General features: G+C 72.7%; 12 protein-coding genes. 4 read left to right on the top strand and 8 right to left on the bottom strand.

The genetic code is table 11. The annotated features are described in order from the left end of the window. Window positions 1–72: 72 nt before the first annotated feature. The 4 genes from pflB to nirB all read right to left on the bottom strand — a co-directional run bounded on the left by pflB (window position 73) and on the right by nirB (window position 8,208). On the bottom strand, window positions 73–2,343 hold the full coding sequence (gene pflB, locus AB0O40_RS10845; protein WP_365038103.1) for a formate C-acetyltransferase: 2,271 nt from the start codon (window positions 2,341–2,343) through the stop codon (window positions 73–75). Window positions 2,344–2,532: 189 nt separating this feature from the next. Next, entirely contained in the window at window positions 2,533–3,858 is a 1,326-nt protein-coding gene (locus AB0O40_RS10840; RefSeq protein WP_365038101.1) for an anaerobic C4-dicarboxylate transporter family protein, read from the bottom strand. A gap of 3 nt (window positions 3,859–3,861) precedes the next feature. Next, complete coding sequence (locus tag AB0O40_RS10835; RefSeq protein WP_365038099.1) at window positions 3,862–5,286, bottom strand: MFS transporter; 1,425 nt, start codon at window positions 5,284–5,286, stop codon at window positions 3,862–3,864. Between the two features lie 144 nt (window positions 5,287–5,430). Beyond that, entirely contained in the window at window positions 5,431–8,208 is a 2,778-nt protein-coding gene (nirB, locus tag AB0O40_RS10830) for a nitrite reductase large subunit NirB (RefSeq protein WP_365038097.1), read from the bottom strand. Window positions 8,209–8,426: 218 nt separating this feature from the next. Here nirB and AB0O40_RS10825 point away from each other — a divergent pair, with 218 nt between their 5' ends. From AB0O40_RS10825 to AB0O40_RS10815, 3 genes are all read left to right on the top strand, one after another. Further along, the gene (locus tag AB0O40_RS10825; RefSeq protein ID WP_365038095.1) at window positions 8,427–9,143 is read left to right on the top strand and encodes a CbiX/SirB N-terminal domain-containing protein; all 717 of its coding nucleotides are present in this window, start codon (window positions 8,427–8,429) and stop codon (window positions 9,141–9,143) included. A gap of 29 nt (window positions 9,144–9,172) precedes the next feature. Beyond that, window positions 9,173–10,345 (top strand): low temperature requirement protein A, encoded by a 1,173-nt coding sequence (locus tag AB0O40_RS10820; protein WP_365038093.1) that lies wholly within the window; start codon window positions 9,173–9,175, stop codon window positions 10,343–10,345. Between the two features lie 225 nt (window positions 10,346–10,570). Further along, complete coding sequence (locus tag AB0O40_RS10815) at window positions 10,571–11,845, top strand: cytochrome P450 (RefSeq protein WP_365038091.1); 1,275 nt, start codon at window positions 10,571–10,573, stop codon at window positions 11,843–11,845. A 64-nt stretch (window positions 11,846–11,909) separates the two neighbouring features. On the opposite strand, the gene AB0O40_RS10810 is transcribed toward AB0O40_RS10815, so the two are convergent. Further along, window positions 11,910–12,404 carry a DUF5949 family protein gene (locus AB0O40_RS10810; protein WP_365038089.1) on the bottom strand — a complete coding sequence of 165 codons (495 nt, stop codon included), beginning with the start codon at window positions 12,402–12,404 and terminating at the stop codon, window positions 11,910–11,912. 57 nt (window positions 12,405–12,461) lie between these two features. Then, entirely contained in the window at window positions 12,462–13,055 is a 594-nt protein-coding gene (locus tag AB0O40_RS10805; RefSeq protein ID WP_365038087.1) for a hypothetical protein, read from the bottom strand. 162 nt (window positions 13,056–13,217) lie between these two features. Between AB0O40_RS10805 and AB0O40_RS10800 the strand changes: the two genes are divergently transcribed. After that, window positions 13,218–13,658: a DUF6299 family protein gene (locus AB0O40_RS10800; protein WP_365038085.1), complete on the top strand. Its 441-nt coding sequence runs from the start codon at window positions 13,218–13,220 to the stop codon at window positions 13,656–13,658. Window positions 13,659–13,697: 39 nt separating this feature from the next. Here the strand turns inward: AB0O40_RS10800 and AB0O40_RS10795 are convergent, their stop codons facing one another. After that, window positions 13,698–13,874 (bottom strand): hypothetical protein, encoded by a 177-nt coding sequence (locus AB0O40_RS10795; protein WP_365038083.1) that lies wholly within the window; start codon window positions 13,872–13,874, stop codon window positions 13,698–13,700. 96 nt (window positions 13,875–13,970) lie between these two features. Then, entirely contained in the window at window positions 13,971–16,031 is a 2,061-nt protein-coding gene (locus tag AB0O40_RS10790) for a SpoIIE family protein phosphatase (protein WP_365038081.1), read from the bottom strand. Window positions 16,032–16,193 lie beyond the last annotated feature (162 nt).

Here is a 16,193-nt window from a genome sequence, read left to right as displayed (position 1 = left end):
GGGCCGGGGTGAGGGTGCCGGCCCCGGGCCGCGCGGTCGGAGGGGCGGCGCGGGGTGCGCGCCGCCGGGCGCCTAGAGGGCGCCGTGGAAGGTGCGGTTGAGGACGTCGAGCTGCTGCTCGCGGGTCAGCCGGACGAAGTTCACCGCGTAGCCGCTGACGCGGATGGTCAGCTGCGGGTAGTTCTCCGGGTGCTCCATGGCGTCCTTGAGGACGTCGCGGTTGAGGACGTTGACGTTCATGTGGAAGCCGTCGCTGCCCATGTAGCCGTCGAGCACGCCCGCCAGGTTCTTGATCCGCTCCCCGGGGGTGCGGCCGAGGCCGTCGGGGGTGACCGTGTTGGTCAGCGAGATGCCGTCCTCGGCGTCCTCGTAGGGGAGCTTGGCGACCGACAGGGCGGAGGTGACGTAGCCGTGGGTGTCGCGGCCGTTCATCGGGTTGGCGCCCGGGGAGAACGGCTCGCCGGCGCGGCGGCCGTCGGGGGTGTTGCCGGTCTTCTTGCCGTAGACGACGTTGGAGGTGATCGTCAGGACCGACTGGGTGTGCTCGGCGTTGCGGTAGGTGGGGTGCTTGCGCACCTTCTTCATGAACTCCTCGACCAGCCAGACGGCGATGTCGTCCACCCGGTCGTCGTTGTTGCCGAAGGCGGGGTAGTCGCCCTCGATCGTGTAGTCCGTGGCGAGACCGGTCTCGTCGCGGTGCGCGGTGACCTTGCCGTACTTGATGGCCGAGAGGGAGTCGGCGGCCACCGAGAGGCCGGCGATGCCGCAGGCCATGGTGCGGCGCACGTCCCGGTCGTGCAGGGCCATCTCGATGCGCTCGTAGGCGTACCGGTCGTGCATGTAGTGGATGACGTTGAGGGCGTGGACGTAGACGTTGGCGAGCCATTCCATCTGCTCGTCGAACTTGGCCATCACCTCGTCGTAGTCCAGGACCTCGGCGGTGATCGCGCCGGTGGCGGGGCCGACCTGGGCCCCGGACTTCTCGTCCCGGCCGCCGTTGATCGCGTAGAGGAGGGTCTTGGCGAGGTTCACCCGGGCGCCGAAGAACTGCATCTGCTTGCCGACCGGCATGGCCGAGACGCAGCAGGCGATGGCGGTGTCGTCGCCGAACCGCGGGCGCATCAGCTCGTCCGACTCGTACTGCACGGAGGAGGTGTCGATCGAGACCTTGGCGCAGAACTCCTTGAAGCCCTGGGGGAGCTGCGGCGACCAGAAGACGGTCATGTTCGGCTCGGGGGCCGGGCCGAGGTTGTAGAGGGTCTGGAGGTAGCGGAAGGAGGTGCGGGTGACCAGCGGGCGGCCGTCCTCGCCCATGCCGGCGATGGACTCGGTCACCCAGGTCGGGTCGCCGGAGAAGAGCTCGTCGTACTCGGGGGTGCGCAGGAAGCGGACGATGCGGAGCTTGATGATGAAGTCGTCGACCAGCTCCTGGGCACTCTCCTCGGTGAGGCGGCCGGCCTCGATGTCGCGCTGGAGGTAGACGTCGATGAAGGTGGAGGTGCGGCCCAGGGACATCGCGGCGCCGTTCTGCTCCTTCACGGCGGCGAGGTAGGCGAAGTACAGCCACTGGATCGCCTCGCGGCCGGTGGCGGCCGGGCCGGAGATGTCACAGCCGTAGGAGGCGGCCATGGCCTTCAGCTCGCCCAGCGCCCGGATCTGCTCCGAAAGCTCCTCGCGCAGGCGGATGGTCTCCTCGACCGACCCGGCGTCCGCCGGGAGGGCGTTGAGCTCTTCCTTCTCCTCCTTCTTGAAGGCGATGAGGCGGTCCACGCCGTAGAGGGCGACGCGGCGGTAGTCGCCGATGATGCGGCCGCGGCCGTAGGCGTCCGGGAGTCCGGTGACGATGCCGGCCTTGCGGGCGGCCCGGATCTCGGGGGTGTAGGCGTCGAAGACACCGGCGTTGTGGGTCTTGCGGTACTCGGTGAAGACCTTCTCCAGCTCCGCGGAGACCGGGTAGCCGTAGGTCTCCAGCGCGCCGGCCACCATGCGCCAGCCGCCGTAGGGCATGATCGCGCGCTTGAGCGGGGCGTCCGTCTGGAGGCCGACGATCAGGTCCTTGTCGCGGTCGATGTAGCCGGGGGCGTGCGCGGTGATCGTGGAAGGGATGTCGAAGGCGACGTCGTAGACGCCCTTCTCGCGCTCCTCGGGGAACTTGTCGGTGATCGCCTTCCACACGGCGGTCGTGCGCTCGGTGGGGCCGGCCAGGAAGGAGTCGTCGCCCTCGTAGGGGGCGTAGTTCTGCTGGATGAAGTCACGGACGTCGACGGCATCGCGCCACAGCCCGCCCTTGAAGCCCTCCCAGGCCCCGCCGTTCACGCTTGCTTCCACACGAGCTGCAGTCATGGCCCGCAACCTTCCGAAGTCGCCTCATTGCTTGCATCCATTGCACGCCTTTTGATCGATCATTTGGGGCCGCGATGGTCCCGCCTTGTGGACCGGAGGTCCTGGACGCTCCCCCGGCAGAACGGTCAGACCCGCCCTGACCTGCGACGACAGGAAGGACTAACGACCTACGTGAGCTTGTGAATGCATTCACAAGATTTTGGTCAGCAGCATGCCCGAGGCCACCGCGACTCCGGTGGTGACCAGCCCCGGGATCATGAAGGAGTGGTTCACCACGAAGCGGCCGACCCGGGTCGTGCCCGTGCGGTCGAAGTTGATGGCCGCGATGAAGGTGCCGTACGTCGGCAGCAGGAAGTAGCCGTTCACGGCCGGCCACATGGCGATCAGCAGCGGCACCGGGATGCCGAGCGCCAGTCCCAGGGGCATCAGGGCCTTGGTGGTGGTCGCCTGGCTGAAGAGCAGTGCGGAGAGCAGGAGCAGCATCACCGCGAAGAACCAGGGGTGTCCCTGGGCGATCCCGCCCAGCGCACCCGTGATCCGCGCCTGGTTGGCACCGATGAAGGACAGCCCCAGCCAGGAGAGCCCGAAGACGCCGATCACGGCCACCAGCCCGGACCGGGCCACGTCCGTGCCCGGGATCCGCTTGGCGTCGACCTTGCAGACCAGCAGGATCAGCGCCGCCACCGCCATCATCAGGATCTCGATGGTGGCCGGCATGGCCAGCGGCCCCTTGCCGGTGTCGGGCCGCAGCCCGGGGCACAGCCCGCTCACCACCACGGCCGCCGTGCCGCCCAGGAAGAGCAGGGCCGCCCAGCGCGCCCGGGGCGGCGGCGCGTCGGCGACCGGGCCGCCGGAGCGCCCCGCTCCCACCGGTTCGATCTCGCCCGCCGCCAGCCGGCGCCGGTACTCCGGGTCGTCGGCGAGCTCCTTGCCGATCCGGCTCTGCACCACGACCGCCGCCAGCACGCCCAGCAGTGTGGACGGGACCGCCACCGCCATGATCCGCGAAAGGCTCCAGCCGTCCCCGTCGAACATCACGATCATGGCGGCCATGGCGGCCGAGACCGGGGAGGCCGTGATGCCCACGGTCGCCGCGACCGAGGAGACCGCGATCGGCCGCTCCGGCCGCACCCCGCCCTCCCGGGCCACGTCGTGGATGACCGGCAGCAGCGGGTAGAAGACGTGGGCGGTGCCGGCGCCGAGCGTGAAGGCCCAGGAGACCAGCGGGGCGATCAGGGTGACCCGGCGGGGGTCGCGGCGGATGGCGCGCTCGGCGAGGCCCACCAGGTAGGCCACCCCGCCGGCCGCCTCCATCGCGGCCGCGGCCATGATCACCGCGAGGATGATCAGCATGACGTCGACGATCCCGCCGGTGTCGGCCGGTCGCACCCCGAAGACCGTGGCCAGGACGAAGACGCCCACCGCTCCCCAGAGCCCCATCCCCACGCCCCCCTGACGCGAGCCGAGGGCGATGGCCGCGACCATCACCCCCAGCTGGAGCAGCATCGAGAGCATGGCTCAGCTCGGCGCCTCGGCGCCCTTGCGGGCGTAGAACCACCAGGCGACCACGACGCAGCTCGCGTAGAAGCCCACGAAGCCCCACATCGCGCTGGTCACGGCGAAGTTGGCGAACATCGCCGGGATGAAGAAGAAGCCGTAGGCGGCGATGGCCGCGGTGAAGCCGGTGACCGCGCCCGACTCGATCTCGGCCTGCTTCAGCGCCTTGGCGTACTCCGGCGTGCCCTCGGTCAGCCCCTTCAGGTGCTGGCCGCGGAAGATCACCGGGATCTGCCGGAAGGTGGAGCCGTTGCCGATGCCCGAGAAGAAGAAGGCCGACAGGAAGCAGAAGAAGAAGCCGTAGAAGTTGCCGCCGTCACCGCCGGCGGGCAGGAAGTTGATCACGCCGATGATGGAGAACGCCATGCCCACGAAGGACAGGATCGTCACCCGCGCGCCGCCCAGCTTGTCGGCGATCCAGCCGCCCGCCCAGCGCGCCAGGGCGCCGAGCGCCGGGCCCATCCAGGCGTAGGTGGCCACCGAGTAGGCCGGGAAGGTGGTCTTGATCAGCAGCGGCAGGGCCGCCGCGAAGCCGATGAAGGAGCCGAAGGTGCCGACGTAGAGCCAGGTCATCAGCCAGTTGTGCTTGCGCTTGAAGATGATCTTCTGCTGGCTGAAGGGGGTGGAGGCGACCTTCAGGTCGTTCTGCCCGAACCACGCGACCGCCGCCAGCACGACCAAGACCGGCACCCAGACGAAGGCGGCGTTCTGGAGGTAGATCTCCGAGCCGTTGGCCTTCTTCTGGCCGGCGCCGATGGCCAGCACCGAGGAGGTGATCAGGATCGGGGTCAGCAGCTGCACCACCGAGACGCCCAGGTTGCCCAGGCCGCCGTTGATGCCGGTCGCGTTGCCCTTCTCCTGCTTGGGGTAGAAGAAGCCGATGTTGGCCAGCGAGGAGGAGAAGTTCGCGCCGCCGATGCCGCAGAGCGCGGCGATCGCGATCAGCACGCCGTAGGGGGTGTCCGGGTTCTGCACCGCGAAGCCCAGCCACAGCAGCGGGACGATCAGCACGACCGTGGAGATGGCCGTGAAGCGGCGCTGGCCGATCATCGGGCCGAGGAAGGTGTAGAAGATGCGGGCGGTACCGCCGGTGATGCCCGGCACGGCCGTCAGCCAGAAGAGCTGCGACTGGCTGAAGCCGAAGCCCACGTCCTTGAGGTTGGTCGCCGTGATGGACCACACCTGCCAGACCACGAAGGCCACCAGGAGCGCGGGGACCGCGATCCACAGGTTGCGGGTGGCCACCTTCTTGCCGGTGGTCCGCCAGAAGACGGGGTCCTCCGGCGCCCAGTCGGTGATGGTGCGCCCGGGGCGGTACTGCTCGGGATCGGGTGACTGCGTACGGCCGCTCGGTACGGCCCGCACGTCCTGCGTGGCGGAGTCCATGGGAACTTCCCGGATGTTCGATGCGTTGCCTGACCCTTCCAGGATTCGCCCGTCCGGGGGCCCGTCATCAGAGGCGAACGCACCGTGGGAGACAGGACAAGGTCCTGTCTCCCACGGTGCGTTCGGACCTGCTCCGCGCGGTCCCTACGGACCGACCTCCAGCACCGGCAGCGCGACCTCCGGGTCGTCCAGGCAGACGCCGGTCCGCAGGTCGAAGACCTGCTTGTGCATCGGCGAGGCCACCACCGGCACCCCGTCCCGGCTGCCCATGATCCCGTCCGCGATCACCTCGGCCCCGGAGAAGGGGTCCCGGTTGCCCACCGCGTAGACCGCGCCCGCCGCGTCCCGGAAGACCGCCGCCGCGGTCCCGTCGGGCAGCACGGCCACCCGCCCGCGGCCGGTCTCCAGGCCCCCGGCGGCCGGCTCCGCCGCACCGAAGTCCACCGACCCCAGCTCCACCGGTCCGAACCGGGCGAGCGCCGCGGGGTCCTCCAGCACGGCCCCCCACTCGTCCTCGTACGCGGCCACGTGCCGCGCCATCTGCTCCTCCAGCTCGGCGCAGATGCCCAGCGAGTCCTCGATCAGCACCTCCTTGAGGTGGTCCAGCCCTCCCTCCAGCCGCTCGATCCAGGCGGCGGTCCGCTCCAGCCGTTCCCCGGTGCGGACGTAGTACATGAGGAACCGGTCGATCAACGCGAAGAGTTCGGCGCTCGAGAGGTCCGAGGCGAGCAGGTCGGCATGGCGCGGGGTGGTGCCGCCGTTGCCGCAGACGTAGAGGTTCCACCCGTTGGCCGTGGCGATCACGCCGACGTCCTTGCCGCGGGCCTCCGCGCATTCGCGCAGGCAGCCCGAGACGCCGCCCTTGAACTTGTGCGGGGTCCGCAGCCCCCGGTAGCGCAGCTCCAGGTCGATGGCGAGCTGGATCGAGTCGCCCTGTCCGAAGCGGCAGAAGCGGGCGCCCACGCAGGACTTCACGGCGCGCAGGGACTTCCCGTACGCCTGCCCGGACTCGAAGCCCGCGCCGCCCAGCCGGCGCCAGATGTCCGGCAGCTGCTCCTTGCGGACCCCGTAGAGGCCGATCCGCTGGGCACCGGTGATCTTCGTGTAGAGGCCGTAGTCCCGGCCCACCTCGCCGATCGCGATGATCTGCTCGGGGGTGATCTCGCCGCCGGCGACCCGGGGGATGACCGAGTACGTGCCGTCCTTCTGGAGGTTGGCGAGGAAGAGGTCGTTGGAGTCCTGGAGGGCGGCCTGCTCGCCTTCGAGGATGTGCCGCAGCCCGAGCTCGGGCGCGAGGGTGCCCAGGACGTTGGCGACCACCGGCTTGCAGACCGCGCAGCCCGCGCCTCCGGTGCCGTGCCGCTCCAGCAGTTCGGTGAAGGAGCGGATCCGCTCCGAGCGGACCAGTGCGTAGATCTCGGAGCGGCTGAGCGCGAAGTGCTCGCACAGCCCGCGGGGCTTCTCGATGCCGGCCGCCGCCAGCTCCGCGTCCAGCACCGCCTGGAGGGTGCCGGCGCAGCCGCCACAGCCGGTACCGGCCTTGGTGCAGCTCTTGATCCCGCCCAGGTCGGTCAGGGACTCGGCCGCGATGGCGGTCTTGACCTGCGCTTTGGTGACGTTGTGGCAGCTGCACACGACCGCGTCGTCCGGCAGCGAGTCGGCACCCGGCACGGTGCCGGCGCCCTCCGTCGCGGGCAGGATGAAGGCCTCGGGAGGGGCGGGCAGCTGCCGTCCGGCGTGCGGCTTGAGCGTGCCGTAGGCTTCCGCGTCGCCCACCAGGATGCCGCCGAGCAGCTGGCCCTCGGGCCCCAGCAGCAGCTTCTTGTAGACGCCCTCGCGGGCGTCGGAGAAGACCACGGAGACCGCGCCGTCCCGGCCCTCGGGGGCGAAGGGGTCGCCGAAGGACGCCACGTCGGCGCCCATCAGCTTGAGCTTGGTGGAGGTGTCGGCGCCGGTGAAGGTCAGCTCCCCCGCGCCCGCCAGCCGCTCGGCGACCACCTCGGCCATCTGGTAGCCCGGGGCGACCAGGCCGTAGACCCGGCCGTCGACGGTCTGCGCGCACTCGCCGACGGCGTAGACGTACGGGTCGCTGGTGCGGCAGTGCGCGTCCACCGCCACGCCGCCCCGGTCGCCGACGGCCAGGCCGCACTCGCGGGCCAGCCGGTCCCGGGGCCGCACCCCGGCCGAGAAGACGACCACGTCGGCGCTGATCTCCGTGCCGTCGGTGAGCCGCAGGCCGCGGGCCCGGCCGTCCGTGTCGGTCTCGACCCGGCCGGCGCCCACGCCGGTGTGCACGGCCACGCCCATGGACTCGATGGTGGCCCGCAGCGCCGCCGCGCCGCCGTCGTCCACCTGGAGGGGCATCAGCCGGGGCGCGAACTCGACCACGTGCGTGGTCAGTCCGAGGGTGCGCAGCGCGCCCGCCGCCTCCAGGCCCAGCAGCCCGCCGCCGATGACCACACCGGTCCGGGCCCGGCCGGCGTAGTCGGTCAGCCGCGCGACGTCGTCCAGCGTGCGGTACGTGAAGCAGCCCTCGGCCGAGGCGCCGTCGATGGGCGGCACGAACGGGTAGGAGCCGGTCGCCAGGACCAGCGCGTCGTAGCCGATGACCTCCCCGGAAGCGCAGGTGACGGTGCGGGCGGCGGTGTCGACCTGCTCGGCGGCCTCGCCCAGCCGCAGGTCGATGCCGTGCCGCTCCATGAAGCCCGGTTCGGCCAGCGAGAGTTCGTCGGGGCCGGTGCCGGTGAAGGCGGCCGAGAGGTGCACCCGGTCGTAGGCGGGCCGGTCCTCCTCGGCGAGCACCACCACCCGCCAGCCGGGGCCGTCGGGGCGGGCGGGGTCGGCGAGCGCGCCCCGGTCGGCGAGCGCCTCCAGCAGGCGGTGCCCCACCATGCCGTGACCGATCAGGAGGAGGGTCTGCATCGGGACGCCTTTCTTCGCGGTGGCTCTCCTCCCGACGGTAGGCCGGTCCCCCGGCCCCCGGGCCCCGAAAAGGACCCCTGGCGGCGGGCCCTGCGGCCCGTCGCGCCCGGGACCTGCGGCCGGCCGCGGAGGCCCTTCGCCGCGCTGACCGGGCGGCCGCCGGTGCCTAGCGTGGAACGGGACCCCTGGAGAGGCCCCGTACCCGCAGGAGGGCCGACATGCTCGTCATCGCCGTGCACGGCAGTGCGGTCCCGGCCGCCGCCCGGACCGTCGAGCGGCTGGTCGCCGCCGTCGAGGCGCTGAGCGGGGTGCGCCCGCTGGTCGGCCACCTGGACGCGCAGCGGCCCGCCCTGGCCGAGGTGGTCGCCGCGCACCCCGGCGCCGTGGTCGTCCCGCTGCTGCTCGGCGACGGCTACCACCGCACCGTGGACATCCCCGCGGTGCTCGCCGGCACCGGCTGCACCCTGACGCCCGGGCTCAGCGGCGAGCCGGACGTCACCCTCGCGCTGTACGGCCGGCTGCGGGACGCCGAGCGGCGGGCGGGCGCCTTGGCCCGGGCCGACGCGGTGGTGGTGGCCGGCGCCGGCTCCTCGCGGCCCGGCGGGAACGACGGCACCCTCGCGGCCGCCGCCGGACTGGCCGCCCTGCTGGAGTGCGACCGGGGCCCGACGCCCGTGGTCCCCGCCTACCTGACCTCCGCCGAGCCCGGCGTCGGGGCGGCCCTGGCCGGGCTGCGGGCCGCCGGGCACGACCGGATCGCGATCGCCGCGCACCTGCTCGCCGACGGCCGGTTCACCCGGTCGCTGGCCGCCGCCGGCGCCTGGACGGTGACCGAGCCACTGGCCGGCCATCCGCGGCTGGCCCGGCTGGTGCTGCGCCGGTACGAGGCCGCCCGGGCGGGCGGCTCCCCGCGCGCCGCGCGTCTGGCCTGCTAGGAGGCCGGACATCTGGTCTGCTGGACGGTATGGCGTACCTTCCGATGACCGCGCGCAGCCGCGAGGAGTCGCACCGCGCGGCCACCCCGCTGGAGCTCTTCTTCGACCTGTGCTTCGTCGTGGCCGTGGCCCAGGCGGGCAAGCAGCTGGTGCACGCGCTGGTCGAGGCGCATCCCGGCACCGGGATCACCGGCTACCTCTTCGTCTTCTTCGGCGTGTGGTGGGCCTGGATGAACTTCTCCTGGTTCGCCTCCGCCTACGACGTCGACGACGTGCCCTACCGGGTGGCGACGCTGGTGCAGATCGCGGGCGTGCTGGTGTACGCGGCGGGGGTGCCGCGGGCCTTCAACGCCAACGACTGGACGGTCGCGGTGATCGGGTACGTGATCATGCGGCTGGCGCTGACCGCGCAGTGGCTGCGGGCCGCGCACGGCGAGGAGGGCCCGGCCCGGCGTGCGGCGCTGAAGTACGCGGCCGGACTGGTGGTCTGCCAGTTGGGCTGGGTGGCGCTGCTGGCCGCGCCGAACGACACCAAGCAATGGCTGTTCCTTGCGCTGGTGGTGGCCGAGCTGTCGGTGCCGCTGATCGCCGAGCGGGGCTTCCAGACCGCCTGGCACCCGCACCACATCGCTGAGCGGTACGGCCTGTTCACCATCATCGTGCTGGGCGAGACCATCTCGGCGGCCACCGTCGCGGTGCAGTCCGCGCTGGACGAGCACGAGGCGGTGGGCGAGTTGCTGCCGATCGCGGCCGGCGGACTGCTGATCGTCTTCGCGGCCTGGTGGATCTACTTCGCGGTGCCCGCCCACGAGCGGCTGACCAGCAACCGCGAGGCGATCCCGTGGGGGTACGGGCACTTCGTGATCTTCGGATCGGCGGCGGCGATCGGCGCCGGCATCGAGGTCGCGATCGAGCACGCGGTCGGCAAGGCACACCTGTCGTCGCTGGCTGCCGGGGCGGCGGTCACCATGCCGACCGCGCTCTTCCTGCTCACCGTCTGGCTGCTGCACTCCCGGCACTTCAAGCGCGGGCTGGCCCAGCAGGCGGTGCTGCCGGCCACCGCGCTGGGGGTGCTCGCCTGCACCTTCGCGGGCGGCAACGCCGTGCTGGCGGCGGGGCTGGTCTCGGCCGCCGCGGTCGCGGTGGGCGTGTACCTCTCGGAGCGCGGCCGGCACCCGGCCGAGCGGGTCACCGGCGTCTGAACGGGACCCGGCCGAGCGGGTCACCCGGCGTCCGACCGGCCCCCGGCCGGCCCCCGGCACCAGCCCGGGGGCCCGCCCCGAGGTCCCGTCCGCCCGGGCGTCCGTCCGTACCCAGCACCCCTGTGTCCACGTAAACGCCCCGCCGCTCACACGTTGGATGGAATCTGACCCTCTGTAGGCCGTACGGGGCCCCGGGCCCCGGCGGGGCACGTGAGGATGACGGCCGTGACAGGGAACCTCGCCGATCCGGCGTTCTGGCAACAGCCCCCGGCCGACCGCCTCAAGGAGTTCGCGCGGCTGCGCGCCCTGCCGGAGCCGGTGTACTTCACGGAGCGGCCGGCCCGCCGGCGCGCCCCCGAGCGCGGCCACTGGGCCCTGGTCCGGCACGCGGACGTGATGGAGGCCAGCCGGCTGCCGAAGGTCTTCGCCAGCGCCCCGGGCGTGACCACCCCCGAGCCGGCCCGCTGGGTGCGGGCCCTCTTCGGCGACTCGATGGTCAACCTGGACGGGGCCGACCACGCGCAGCTGCGCAAGGTCGTCTCGCGGGCCTTCACCCCCCGGCTGCTGGCCGAGACCGAGCGGGACATCCACGCGGTGGCCGCCCGGATCGTGGACGACATGCTCCGCGAGCGGCCGGAGGAGTTCGTCGCCGCGGTCTCCTCCCGGCTGCCCCTGGAGGTCATCTGCAACATGATGGGGATCCCGCAGGAGTACCGGGCGGAGATCGCCGACCGGGTCAACCACGCCTCCGAGAACATCGGCGTGGAGCGGGGGCTGGCGGCCCGGCTGCGGGTGCCCGGCCGGGGGCTGCGGGCGCTGGCCCGGATGCAGCGGATGGTCGCAGGCATCGGCCGGGAGCGCCGCCGGCACCCCGCCGACGACCTGATCTCGGCGCTGGTCACCGCGAACGTGGACGGACAGGCGCTGGGCGCCCGGCAGTTGGGGGCGTTCTTCTCGCTGCTGATGGTCGCCGGGGTGGAGACCACCCGCAACGCCATCACCCACGGCCTGACCCTGCTCACCGAGCACCCGGACCAACGCGATCTGCTGCTCTCGGACTTCGAGCGGTACGCGGAGGGGGCGGTGGAGGAGATGGTCCGGCACTCCACGCCGATCATCCAGTTCCGCCGGACGGTGGTCGCCGAACACACCCTGGGCGGGCGGACCTTCCGGCCCGGCGAGAAGGTGGTGCTGTACTACGCCTCGGCCAACCGGGACGAGGCGGTCTTCCCCGACCCCGACGCCTTCGACATCACCCGCAGCCCCAATCCGCACCTCGGCTTCGGCGGCGGGGGCCCGCACTTCTGCCTGGGCGCCCATCTGGCGAAGGTGGAGATGAAGGCCCTCTTCCGGGAGCTGCTGACCCGGCCGGTGGACCTGCGGGCGGTCGGGCTGCCGGACCTGGCCGGCTCCAACTTCGACAACCGGGTGCGCTCGCTGCGGTTCGCCTTCTCCCCGCCGGTGGGTCCCGCGGAGCCCGCGGAACCCCTGACCCGCTGAGCGGGCGGGGGACGGGCCGCCACCGGGCAGGCTGGGAGCCCGGCGGCGGCCGCCCGTACGGGGGTTACTTGCGGAGCTTGGTGACCGGCAGCACGCAGTGCGCACTGCTGGTGAGGACCGACTCGTCGCCCGCGAAGGCCTGCAGCATCTCGGCGGTGACCGGCACCCCCGGCTTGGCCTCGGGCCAGGGGCGGGTGGCGAAGAGGAAGTACACCTGGCCGTGGTCGTCGGCGGCGGCCACCCACTCCGGCGGGGCCGGGCACTGGGCGTTGAGGCCCGGCATGGTCAGCACGGCCTGCCCGGCCTCGACCAGGACCGTGACGGGCATGCTGCTCTGGGTGCCGTCGAGGACCACGTCCCCGACGCGCAGGCCGTTCGCCTCGAGCAGGGCCCGGGCCGCGGCCTCGCCGGCCTCCGGGCCGTCCTCGCCGTCGCCGAGGGAGTAGGCGAGGAGGTAGGGCATGTCGTGGCCCTCTTCGGGGTCGCCGATCCACGCGAGGACGGAAAGGGTGCCGAGCTGGCTCATGCGGAGCGCGGATTCGGTGTGAGTCGAAGTCATGCGCCGCACCCTAGTGGGCTTTCCGGGGGTCCTTTCCCGCCCCTTCACCCCCTCGGGCTAGACCTGCCAGAATCCCTCTCCGGAATTCGCCTGCGTGTTCGCGTCCCGGTATTGGAGCTGCACGATGTGGACGTTCTCCGGAATTTCGAACACGACCCATCCCTCGGCCTCGTCGCCGACCCCCAGCGAACCGGCCGGCAGCGGCTTGCCGGTGGTCAGCTCGCCGGTCGGGACGGCCTCGTGGCGGCCGCCGTCCCGGTCCAGCGCCCAGACCCGGCCCAGCTCGCCGTACGACGAGCCGCCGACGTTGGCGAAGCTCATCCCGGCACCCACCCAGCGCTTGCCCTTCGCGGGGGCCTGGTTCCGGGTCAGGCCGATCGCCGGGTCCACGTACGCGTCCAGGACGGCGCGCAGGTGGCGGCCGACCTCCCGGCCGCTGATGGTGACCACCTCGCCGATCCGGGCGCCCTTCACGGCGGCCGCCGGGGACGCCCCGGCGCCGTCCGCGCCCGCGTCCCGGGCGTCGTCGCGGTACTCCCGCGGGGCCGCGACGGGACTGCCGGCCGCCGGCGCGGGGGCGCTCTGACACCCGGCCGTCCCGAGGAGCAGCAGAGGGAGCAGGGCCAGGGAGACGGGCGCGGCATGACGCATGAGGGGGTCCCTTCGGGGGAATTCGATGCGGCCATATTCGGGCCCTGGCCCGCGTAATTGCACCCACCGACACGAGTGGCGGCGAGTGAGATCCGGCCGCCCGATCAGCACAATTCGATTCGGCGGCGCACCGCCGTCGTTCCCCCACACCCGGAAGGCATCATGCGCACCACCGGATTCGCCCTCGCGGCACTGGCCGCACTGGCGGCTTTCACCGCACCCGCCGCCGCAGACTCGTTCGCCGGTGACATTTCCGTACGGGACGAGGTGCACGTCTCCCACGACGGAAAGGTCACCCTTTCCGGCACCTACCGCTGCCACACGGCGTCACCCGAGCGGGCGGTCTTCGTCTCGGCCAGCCTGGAGCAGGACGGCAGCCAGATCGGCATGAGCGGCGCCGACGCGATCTGCGACGGAGCCCGGCACGACTGGTCGAGCAGCGGCTCGACCCGGCCGCTCGGCACCGACCTCGGCTTCCACGAGGGGGACGCGACCGTGGTGGCCCGGCTGATGACCCTGGAGCCCGGCGGCCTGGCGCCGATGCCGCGCTCGCTGGTCCGGCACGAGGAGACGGTGCGGCTGGCCTTCGACCGCATCCGCTGACCGCGACGACGCCAGTACCCGCCGACGGCGGTGCACCGCCTAACGGCACTCCGGGCCGAGGCCGGTGACCGACATGTAGGCGACCGAGCGGCAGCCGGGCCCGGGGCGGGCCCGGCCGGCCGTGTGCGTCATCAGCAGCGACCCCGCCGCGACCACGAGCAGGAGCAGCAGCGCCCCCTGCACCGCCCGCACCGCCCCCTTGTTCATCCAGCGCATGTACGACCATCCCTTCCACCGCAGATCGTCACCCCGGGTGGCGCACCCCACAACCCGGAGTGACCACTCGGGTGGCCGACCCCGCCGCGGGAGCGCTCACCCCGTGCGCTCCGCGGCCTGGAACTCGCACCAGACGGCCTTGCCGTCGCCCCGGGACTCCACGCCCCAGTGGGTGGCCAGCGCGTCGACCAGCAGCAGGCCCCGGCCGGTGGTCGCGGCCTCCCCGGGCGAGCGGCGGCGCGGCCAGACGCTGGAGCGGTCCTTGACCCACAGCCGGATCCGCCGGACCGGCTCCGGCAGCACCTCCATCGTCAGCACCGCCCCGCCGTCGGTGTGCAGCAGGGCGTTGACCAGCAGCTCCCCCGCGGCCAGCTCCACGTCGTCGGCCAGCTCCGGCATGCCCCAGTCGCGCAGCGCCTGGCGCAGCGCGTACCGGGCCTCGGACAGCCCCTCCGGGTCGGCCTGGTGGACGTACTGGTGGATGCGCGGGGCGCGGTGGGTGCCCGGGTCGGGGGCCCGGCGCAGCACCAGCAGGGCCACGTCGTCGCCGGAGCCCCAGCGCTCCCACAGCCGGTCGGAGAGGTGGTCGGCGAGCGCACCCGCCTCCTGCGGGCCGCTGCGGACCGCGTGGGCCAGCGCGTCCATGCCGGCGGTGATGGCCGTGCCCGGCTCCTCCACCAGCCCGTCGGTGCACAGCACCAGCGTCTCCCCGGGCACCAGGTCCAGCCGGGTCTCGGGGAACTCCTCCTGCTCGAAGACGGAGGCCAGGCCCAGCGGCAGCCCGCCGCGCAGGTTCGGCCAGCCGGTCCGGCCGTCGGTGTGCCGGATCAGCGGGCCCAAATGGCCGGCGCGTACCGCCCGCACCCCGCCGGTCTCCAGGTCCACCTGCGCGTACGTGCAGGTCGCGAAGCGTTCGGTGTCGAGCTCGGCGAGGAAGCGGGAGGCCCGGGCCAGCACGGTCGAGGGCGGGTGCCCCTCCCCCGCGTAGGCGCGCAGGGCGATCCGCAGCTGGCCCATGATCGCGGCGGCGTGCGTGTCGTGGCCCTGGACGTCGCCCACCACCAGGCCGACCCGGTCCCGGGGCAGCGAGATCACGTCGTACCAGTCCCCGCCGACCTCCCGGCCGCTCCAGGCCGAGTGGTAGCGGACGGCGATCTCCCCGCCGCTGATCTCGGGGATCCGGCGCGGCAGCATCGCGGCCTGCAGGCCGGTGGCGAACTCCCGCTCCTGGTCGAACAGGAGCGCCCGCTGGAGGGACTGGGCGACGATGCCGGCCAGCCCCAGGCAGAGGTTGCGCTCCTCGGGGCTGAACTCGCTGCGCCGCCGGTAGAAGAGCACCAGCCCGCCGATCGCCTTGTCCTGGGCGATCAGCGGCAGGTAGGCGGCCGCGTCGTACTTGATCCGCCGCAGGTAGTCGGCGAGCAGCGGGAACTCCTCGGCCAGCGCCTGCAGGGAGGTGGAGAACCGGGCCCGGCGGCTGATCACCGCCTGGGACAGCGGCAGCGAGCCGTCCAGCCGGGAGAAGCGGCGCTCGTCCAGGATCTCCAGGGACTCCCCGCTCAGCGCGATGATCTTCATGGCGCCGTTCTCGGCGAGGCCGAGCGCGAGGCCGTCGGCGCCCAGCCGCTCCAGGGCGCCGGCCCCCGTCAGGGCGGCCGTGACGTCGTCCACGGTGACCGCCCGGGACAGCGCCTCGGTGGTCCGCTGCACGATGGTGGTCTGCTTGGCCCGGGCCGCCTCGAGCTTGCGCAGCAGGGTGGAGTGGGCCAGCTCGGCGGTGGCGTTGCGGACGATGCCCACGATCCGGTGGGCGGTGCCCGTCCCGTCGAGCAGGATCTCGCCCTGGGTGTGGGTCCACTGCTCGGTGCCGTCCCGCCGCTGCACGGTGAAGTACGCGCCGTACGAGCCGGCCCCGGAGTCCACCGCGGTCTGCACGGTGGCGGCGAGCCGGGCGCCGTCCTCGGGCGGGATCCGCAGCCCGAGCCCGTCGGGGGTGTGGTCGAACTCCTCCGGCTCGAGGTCGAAGACGCTCAGACCGCCCTCGTCGAGGTCGAGGTGGCCGCGCAGCAGGTCCCAGTCGAAGCTGCCCATTTTGTTGAGGGCCAGCCGCTCCCCCGGGCCGATCTCGGGCCCGGGCGCCCCCGGCTCGGTGTCCATGAGACTCCTTTCGGACGCCAGGGCTTCCTGGATGCCGGGGCTAGGGGGTGTCCGGCGGATCAGGGCCGGGCCCGGCCCGCCGGACACCCCCTAGTGGCGGGGCCAGCACGGCTGCGAGACGAGCCGTTCCCATTCTTCGTCAGGATGCCCGGGCAGGGTCAG

It is taken from the genome of Streptomyces sp. NPDC089919, assembly GCF_040684615.1.
Taxonomy (GTDB): Bacteria; Actinomycetota; Actinomycetes; order Streptomycetales; family Streptomycetaceae; genus Streptomyces.
This window is presented reverse-complemented; position numbering and strand designations above follow the sequence as displayed.